This window comes from Prauserella rugosa (assembly GCF_000719975.1).
Lineage (GTDB): Bacteria > Actinomycetota > Actinomycetes > Mycobacteriales > Pseudonocardiaceae > Prauserella > Prauserella rugosa.
This window is the reverse complement of sequence record NZ_JOIJ01000044.1, coordinates 1-5,552: the sequence shown is the minus strand read 5'-3', so window position 1 is coordinate 5,552 and position 5,552 is coordinate 1. Positions and strand designations below refer to the sequence as shown.

Genomic DNA, 5,552 nt, shown 5'->3' with positions numbered 1-5,552 from the left:
AGAAAATCCCCCAATTTGCGCTTCCAGGGATAGGCGTGGGGGATGTAGTGGCTCCAGTGTAGCACGCCCGCCACCCGCGATACAGCGGATTATCACCCGCTCAGCCGTGAGTTCCAGCCACCGCTGTCAGGCTGTCTTGCTCGAACATGCCGAGCTGCGTCAACACTCGTTGTGTTCGAGGAAGGCGACTGTGACCGGACGGCCCGCCGGTGAGGGATCACCGGCGAGAATCCGGAGCCGGCCGTCCGCGTCGATCTCGACGAGTCCTTCACGGTCGTCGACCAGTGCGCGGTAGCGGCCGGTCGGAGGCAGTGCCGTGTAGTCAGCGAGTAGTACGACGTCACCGAGGCGGTGGCCATCGACGCGGTGGGGCCGTCCGAGGGCACGGGCGGCGCCGGCAAGGTCGCCAACCCGCAGACATCGTCGGGTGTAGGTCGAGGAGCACGGCGTGTCGACTACTTGGAGCAGCGGGACGCCGTGGGTGGTGAACCCGAGGTCACGACCGAGCTCGTTCAGGGTGTCGACGGTTCCGGCGCCCCGGGCGCCGAAGGTGAAGTTGGCGCCGACGACGACGGCAGCCGCCCTCAGGCCGTCTGCAAGAACCTCGCGGGCGAACTCGGCTGGGGTCCAGGAGGCGAGTTCGCGCGTGAAGCGCAACGCGCAGACTGCATCGACGCCGGCGTCGGCGGCGAGCTCCGCACGGTAGGCGATGGTGCTCAGGGCGGAGGTGTCCCGGTCGATCCCGAGTACTCGCGCAGGGTGCGGGTCGAAGGTGACCAGAAGCAGCGGTAGCCCTCGGTCGTGGCTGATGGATCGGGCATGATCGACCAGACGTCGGTGGCCGCGGTGCAATCCGTCGAAGACACCCACCATGACCACACACGGCCCGAACGTGGCGGGTACCTGGTCCACGCCGCGCCAGAGCGGGATGCTCGCCCGCGCATTCGGTTCGTCGGTGCGGCGGAATAGGGCGGCGGTCATGACCGGACTCCGATACGTGGGGACAGCAGTCGCTTCAGGACAGAACTGGGACGTGGAGTGCTGGGTGGAGCGGGCGTGGGACCGCCACCGACGGCCCGGCCTACTGTTGGTCGAGCCGCCGGCCCAGCGCCCTGGGGTGACGGGGATCAGGGTGTGCCGAGGAACTCCTGCACAGCTGCCAAGGTCTGGTCAAGTTGCTCGACCTGTGGGATGTGGCCGCTGTTGTCGATGATCACGCCCTGGCTGTCGGACAGCTCGGAGCGCCACTCGTCGAGGTAGCCAACCGGGGCGAGGGCGTCCTCACGGCCCCATACCAGCAGCACCGGGGCCGTCAGCCGGTGCAGCCGCGCGCGGAGGCCGCGGTCCGGGATGGGCCAGGCGAACTTGCCGGTGGCTCCGAAGGCCCACACCATTCCGGCCACGGCGGCCGCGGCCGTGTCGGGATCCTCCGGCATGGCGAGCATGGCCTGCGGTCCGGGAGCGCTCGGGTCGTGGAACAACAGCGCCGGCAGCTGGTCGGACGGTGTGGCGATCCAGTTCGCGATTGGGAGGTCGTCGCGCCACAGCCCGATCGGGTCGAGCAGGATCACCTTGGACGCCAGTTCGGGGTAGGCGGCGCAGAGCTCCGCGCCGATCATCCCGCCGAACGACTGCCCGACCACGACAGGGTTCCGCAATCCAAGGGTGCGCACGACCTCCTCGTAGATGAGCACGACGTCGGAGAGGTGGTCGACGGCGTGGATCGCGTAGGGGTCGCCGACGCTGGTGCCGGGGAACTCGGGCGCGTAGACGGTGAAGTTCTGCGCCAGTTGGGACAGGAACGGGTCCCAGGCCAGGCCGGCTGCCGGGTGCAGGTAGAGCAGCGGCGCGCCGGCGCCGGCCACCTTGACCCGGATGTTGAGGCGCCCGTTCCAGACCGGAACGACCTCCTCGGTGATCGAGGGTTCGGTTGCCGTCGTCGTCATCGGGTCACCGCCATCTGGTTGGAGGTTGCGGGGGTCGGGGCGCCCTCGGTGGCCGAGGTGCCGGAGGTCACGGGTGTGGGGTCGCCGCCGAGCTTCTCGGGCCACCAGTGGTGCTTGTAGCCGCTGTCGGCCCACAGATTCCGCAGATACGGGGCGACTTCCTCGGCGAACAGGCCGATGTTCTTCATGGCAAGATCACGCGGCAGGGACCCGAATCCGAGCATCGCGTGCAGGGTGCCGATGCCGTACTGCTGGCAGTACTCGCGGAGCTGCTCGCGCACGGTGGCGGGGCTTCCGCAGATCACGACACCAGCATCGACCAGGTCGCGGAACGACGCGTTGCGCATCTGGTTGTAGAGGCCAAAGTCGCCCGGGTCCTTGACCAGTGCCTGGACACCGCGGATGTCGATGCCGCCGGGCAGGCTGAGCTTCTCCATCGGGATCGAGCCGAGGCCCTTGCGGAAGCCGTACTCCAGGTGCTTGGCGTACTCCTGCTCGGCCCGCTCGTCGGTCTCGGCGACCGCGATGGTCTGGAGGAACCCGAGCCGGTAGGGGTTGCGCGGAACGCCGACCTGATCGGCGATCTCCCAGAAGCGGTCGAAGATCCGCTTGCCGGTCAGCTTCGCGCCGAACCAGGACAGGTAGTTGAAGCCGAACCCGCGCTCGAGGGTCATCTGCATCGTGCGCGGGTTGCCGATACCGGTGATCCACACGGGCGGCGACGGCTGCAGGGGTCGCGGCCAGATGTTGACCTGGGGGTACTGGCTAAACCGCCCGTTGTGCGCGAACGGCTTGTCCTCCGACCACGCCCGCAGCAGCAGTTCCAGGTTCTCGTCGAACCGCGGGCGGATCTCGATCGGTGGGACCCCGTTGTTGATGCTGGCGTCGTAGTGCAGGCCGATCGGGAAACCGGCGACCAGCCGGCCACCGGAGAGCACGTCGATCATCGCGTACTCCTCGGCCACTCGCACCGGCTCGCGCGCCTTGCCCAGCGAGCGGCCCATCGGGAAGATCGCCACGTCGAGGCCCTCGGCCTCGGTCTGGTAGGCCAGCGCGCTGGCGACCAGATCCGGGTTCGGGACCATGTCGTAGCTGGACTGGCCGTGTTCGGTGATAGCGATCCCGTCGAAGCCGGCGCGTGCGCCGAGCATCAGCTCGTCCATGAAGTCGCGGATCGAGGAGTAGACCCCCTCACGGTTGGCGACTGAGTACGGGGTGCTGCACACCGAATCGTAGTGCTGCTCGAAGTCGTCGGGCAGGTACCGGTACGGAGCCTGCTCGAACAAGGTGATCTTCACTGATCCTCCTCAACTGGGGACTTTCTGGTCATGTCGATGACGCCCGGGACAACAGGTCTGGCGGATCTCGGCAGGGAACTGTTGGTGGCAGAGAGCCAGCTACTGGTCGGCGAGGTGGTGGAAGCGCTGGGCAGCGGCCACCCACCCCGGTTCCGGCGGCCCGTCGAGGCTGAACACCATCGGGCCGTCGAACAGCGGCAGCCCGGTCGAGACGAACTTGCCGTCGCTGAACACCAGCGGGTCACCAGTGCGGTGCTCGAAGCTGGTCACCTGGCCGACCTCCAGGACGTGGTCGCCACCGTCGTAGCGCTGCCAGGGCGTGCACTTAAACACCCCCACTGCCCGCGCCAGGCTCGGCGGATCGTCAGGGCCGGACACGGACGCCCAGTCGAGTTTGAAGTCCTCGCGGGCCCGACCGGCGAACTGCATCGCGACATCCATCTGGTCCGATCGCAGGACGTTGATCGCGAACGGATGGCCTTGCATCGCCTCGTAGGCGTGCGTGGTCCGCGACAGCGACACCAGCACCAGCGGCGGATTGATGGATACCGACGTGAACGAGTTGACCGTCACTCCTCGCACCTCGTCGCCGCTGCGATAGGTCACCACCGTCACGCCAGTCGTGAACCGGCCGAAGCAGCGCCGCAACGCACGCGGATCGAGAGCAGTGCACGCCTGCTGACCGCCCCGCGCCGCCAGTACCGCCGCGACGGGTTCTTGGGAGTCGGACTCCGAGTGGATGGTCGCCACAGTGCAACCCCTCTCTTCGGTGATGGAGCACACCGTGGCACGCGAGATAGTAGTTTGTGAAAGACTAGGAATGCCTGGACTCAGACCTCAGCGGAATACCGGAGGCCGGATATGGAGCTGCGGCACCTGCGCTACTTCGTCGCCGTCGCCGACGAGCGCAGCTTCACCCACGCCGCGAACCGCCTGAACATCGCCCAGTCCCCGCTGTCCAAACAGATCCGCCAGCTCGAACGCGAGCTCGGCGTCGAGCTGTTCACCCGAACCACGCGCTCGGTCGCCCTCACCTACCCAGGCACGGTCTTCTACGAGCGGGCCAACCGCCTGCTCACCGAGAGCGACGAGGCAGCAGAAGAGGCGCGCAAGGCCGACCGAGGCGAACTCGGAGCACTCAGCCTCGGCTTCACCGGATCAGCTACCTACGAACTACTCCCGACGCTGGTGCGCGCCTACGGAGACCGACACCCCGACGTGGCCCTGCGCGTCCAGAGCGACATGGTGACCCCAGCCCAGGTCGAGCAGCTCCTCGACGGCCGCCTCGACGTCGGGGTACTCCGGCCGCCGGTCGCCGTGTCCGGGCTGGCCGTCGAGGCCATCCGGAACGAACGAGTCGTCGCCCTGCTGGCCAGCCGTCACCCGGCCACCGTCAAGAGCGAGATCGACCTCGCCGATCTTCGTGATGACTGGTTCATCTCCTACCCGGACCATCCGCCGTCGACCATGTACTCGATCATGATCTCGGCATGCCGCACCGCCGGCTTCACGCCGAAGATCCGCCAGACCGTCACCGACAGCGCAGCGCTCGTCGCGCTCGTCGCCGCCGACATGGGCGTCGCCCTTGTCCCGGCCTCTCTCCGCCACCTGAAGGTCAACGACGCGACGTTCCGGCCACTCGGGTCACCGCAGCTCAGCACGGCCCTCGCCCTCGCCTACCGCGACACCGCAGTCTCCCCCCTCGTCCGCCGATTCCTCGAGACCGCCCGCACGGTCGTTCGGAGTCGCGACGCCGTGGAGACACCGACCGCGCCAGAGATCACCGACGACGACCGGCCGACCATCGGGGTCTGACCGCGGCGCGCTCGCCGGTCAGCTACCGCGCGTGACGCCCACGAGGCGCGCGACCTGCCCGGTCGAATCACGAATGGAACCGGACGTCGTGCGCGCCGTTCTGGTCGGTGCCGGTCGCTACCGTCACAACACGCGCAGAGCCGCGCCGGACGATCACCCGCATCCAGGAAGGGGCGGCAGTGACCGAACCGCCGGCACCGCCTCCGGGACCCGACACACCGACCACGGTGAACCGGCTGATCCCGGACCGCCGCTCGCTGCTGCTGGGTTTGCAAGCCGCCGTACAGGACGGCGACACCCTGTGACGCTGCGGCCGTGGCGGCCACCATAACCACCGCACTAGCATCGAACACATGGTCGATGATCGGGTTGCGTTCGGGGCGCAAGGAGAGTTCGAGCAACCCCACGGTTTCCCGGCGCAGTTGCAGCACCTGATCGAACCGCTCGTCGAGTTCGACGTCGTCCAGGGTCGGGGTGGTGCCCCTCGGGATGT

At 67.9% G+C, this 5,552-nt stretch carries 6 protein-coding genes; 2 read left to right on the top strand and 4 right to left on the bottom strand.

The genetic code is table 11. From position 1 onward, the window contains the following. Nucleotides 1-159 precede the first annotated feature (159 nt). The 4 genes from IF64_RS0124780 to IF64_RS25790 all read right to left on the bottom strand — a co-directional run bounded on the left by IF64_RS0124780 (nucleotide 160) and on the right by IF64_RS25790 (nucleotide 3,994). Nucleotides 160-981, bottom strand: a complete 822-nt coding sequence (locus tag IF64_RS0124780) for a hypothetical protein (RefSeq protein WP_051758147.1) — start codon at nucleotides 979-981, stop codon at nucleotides 160-162. Nucleotides 982-1,127: 146 nt separating this feature from the next. Next, nucleotides 1,128-1,946: an alpha/beta fold hydrolase gene (locus IF64_RS0124775; RefSeq protein ID WP_030534585.1), complete on the bottom strand. Its 819-nt coding sequence runs from the start codon at nucleotides 1,944-1,946 to the stop codon at nucleotides 1,128-1,130. Continuing rightward, complete coding sequence (locus IF64_RS0124770) at nucleotides 1,943-3,244, bottom strand: LLM class flavin-dependent oxidoreductase (RefSeq protein WP_051758146.1); 1,302 nt, start codon at nucleotides 3,242-3,244, stop codon at nucleotides 1,943-1,945. Before IF64_RS0124770 ends, IF64_RS0124775 begins: the two co-directional genes overlap by 4 nt. Nucleotides 3,245-3,343: 99 nt before the next feature. Further along, on the bottom strand, nucleotides 3,344-3,994 hold the full coding sequence (locus IF64_RS25790) for a flavin reductase family protein (RefSeq protein ID WP_051758145.1): 651 nt from the start codon (nucleotides 3,992-3,994) through the stop codon (nucleotides 3,344-3,346). A 111-nt stretch (nucleotides 3,995-4,105) separates the two neighbouring features. Between IF64_RS25790 and IF64_RS0124760 the strand changes: the two genes are divergently transcribed. Beyond that, nucleotides 4,106-5,059 (top strand): LysR family transcriptional regulator, encoded by a 954-nt coding sequence (locus IF64_RS0124760; protein ID WP_051758144.1) that lies wholly within the window; start codon nucleotides 4,106-4,108, stop codon nucleotides 5,057-5,059. 179 nt (nucleotides 5,060-5,238) lie between these two features. Next, complete coding sequence (locus tag IF64_RS28100) at nucleotides 5,239-5,364, top strand: hypothetical protein (RefSeq protein WP_281292291.1); 126 nt, start codon at nucleotides 5,239-5,241, stop codon at nucleotides 5,362-5,364. The last annotated feature ends 188 nt before the right edge of the window (nucleotides 5,365-5,552 follow it).

Excerpts from the sequence above, each read along its gene's own strand:
- IF64_RS0124780 (WP_051758147.1), bottom strand. The coding sequence starts at position 981 with ATGACCGCCGCCCTATTCCGCCGCACCGACGAACCGAATGCGCGGGCG.
- IF64_RS0124775 (WP_030534585.1), bottom strand. The coding sequence starts at position 1,946 with ATGACGACGACGGCAACCGAACCCTCGATCACCGAGGAGGTCGTTCCG.
- IF64_RS0124760 (WP_051758144.1), top strand. The coding sequence starts at position 4,106 with ATGGAGCTGCGGCACCTGCGCTACTTCGTCGCCGTCGCCGACGAGCGC.